A 2,070-nucleotide genomic window follows, 5' to 3' on the forward strand; every position below is an offset into this window, starting at 1 on the left:
TGTCAAAATAGCCAATAAATTATTGTAAAAACAACCATGAAAGATCAACAGACCCTAAATTCTTCTGCTTAAACGGAACAAAGTTCTAATGGTTAATAGCTAACCTTATAGTTCACTTGTACAAAGTCGTTGGCAAACGCAACAGCACTTGCTTCAACTAACTTTATATCTGCAGAAGTTTTGCCAAATAATGCAATTCCTTCGCCTAAAATGACAGGCGCGCGGGTAATGGTTATTTCATTGATTAACTTGAGGTTCAGGAATGATTGGATGGTGGTGCCACCATCAATGTAGGCATGCTGATGTCCCTCACTCTCAAGCAAAGCAACTAAAGTAGTCAGATCACCTGAGTACATTTCAACTTTATCCTGTAGGTTACTAGCAGGCAGCTTAAGAGTATTGCTGAGTACGATGATGCGCGTATCTCCATAAGGCCATTGTTCAGCTGTCAAATCCATGCTGGCAATCATTTCCATACACTTACGGCCCATGATCAAGCAATCAACTGAAGAGATGTAATCAGCAAAACCCATATCGGCGTTATTGCCCATATCGGCTTGTGAGTTACCAGCATTATGCAGCCAATCAATGCTGCCATCCTTTCTTGCTATATAACCGTCAGTGCTGGTTGCGATATAAACAGAACATTGCATATTTTGATCTCTAACATCAGTTTTTCATAATAACTCTAGCCAGTACTTGGCATTATGTCGGGCTCTAATGGGTATAGTTAGTCGTCTTCTATCCGCATGGCTTCTTTTATTTCATCACTGCTAAAACCCTTACGAGACAAATAAGCGTAGGCTTTGGATTTATCTTTATAGTCGGATAAGTCGTAGCGTTTTTTGGCTAACTCTGCTTTGCAGCTTACATAGAAATCGACGTCTCCAGAAAGTGCTAATTGATAAACGGTTTGTTCAAACTCAGTGACATCGATTAGCCGCTGTTTTAGCTCCTGCAGAATAAGAGTTTCCCCCTTACCCTTCTTAAACAGTTTTATAATCTCAGAGCTTAGCTCAATTTTATCCGCTTTTACGGCAAGCTTGCTGCGTAATGTTTCGCGCTGGGGATGCTGTGACAGGGCGTAGTCGATCTCTGCGCGACTAAAGCCCTTGGTTGTCATTTGGCTGTAAACTTTTTCTTTGTTGGTATTGTTAAAGTGCTCAAATCGGCTAAGGAGCCTGCTAGTGGCCATCTTATAGCAATCAATTTGACGGGCTTCAATCACTTGTTCTATTGCTGTATCTACGTCAGTAGCCGATAGACCACGTAACTGTAACTTTCGCTTTATGGCACCTGAGCCGATTTCATTGCCAAAAGCCATTTCACAATAACGTACTGCGAAATCAGCATCGCTCTTTAGATAACCGCTTTCTATAAGTTTGGCGAGAACCGTCTCTATCCACTCTTGCTTATCTGTTTTGCGTTCAAGCTTAGAGCGAATTTCATTGATGGTAAAATCTTGTTGGCTTAAGTGCCAATATGCGGTGTTGTAGACGTTATCAATTGATTTGGCTTGGCGAAGCGTTGCACGTTGCATAAGAAGTTGAGCTGGTGTTTGAATATATCTTAATGAGTGTATCAGACCAATAAGAGTTTGAGTACGCTCGTGATACATTTCCCTTTATTGCTGTAACAGACTTTACCGTTGTGAGCTTTATAGTCATGTTCTTAACGGTAAGCAAATACAAATGTGGTTTGCACTCTGGCTATTTTGCAGAGACCCCGGCAAAAGTTCGCTAGGCTAATGCCGTAATTGCTCGATAAATTATACCGCTTTTCTTACTTGGTAGCCCATAGCACTGACTATTTGGCACATGTAAGTATCGATATGTTTGAAAAACATATGCCAGCCTTGGCAAAGATAATTATGACCCATCTCACCGTCATAAGAGCGAACAAAACGATTCTTAGGGCATTCACCGAAGCAAGCAAATTTATAGTCACATTTTTGGCACTGTTTTGTTAGATTACGGCTCTTGGCAAATCCAAAAGCTTGTTGCTTAGCGGAAAACGCCATTTGGTCGAGGGGTTTCTGGTGGATATTACCGATTTTATATTCAGGATAAA

Annotated in this window: 3 protein-coding genes; all 3 read right to left on the minus strand. The window is 41.0% G+C overall.

Annotated features, from left to right (window positions below; all coding sequences use genetic code 11):
- Positions 1–92: 92 nt before the first annotated feature.
- Positions 93–653 carry a dihydrofolate reductase family protein gene (locus tag AB4238_RS17195; protein ID WP_372034544.1) on the minus strand — a complete coding sequence of 187 codons (561 nt, stop codon included), beginning with the start codon at positions 651–653 and terminating at the stop codon, positions 93–95.
- Positions 654–730: 77 nt separating this feature from the next.
- Positions 731–1,540: a RecX family transcriptional regulator gene (locus tag AB4238_RS17200; protein ID WP_372034545.1), complete on the minus strand. Its 810-nt coding sequence runs from the start codon at positions 1,538–1,540 to the stop codon at positions 731–733.
- 228 nt (positions 1,541–1,768) lie between these two features.
- Positions 1,769–2,070 (minus strand): SPASM domain-containing protein (locus AB4238_RS17205; protein ID WP_372034546.1); only part of this gene is annotated, 302 nt, incomplete at its 5' end.

Source organism: Shewanella sp. 10N.286.45.A1 (assembly GCF_041470405.1).
Taxonomy (GTDB): Bacteria; Pseudomonadota; Gammaproteobacteria; order Enterobacterales; family Shewanellaceae; genus Shewanella.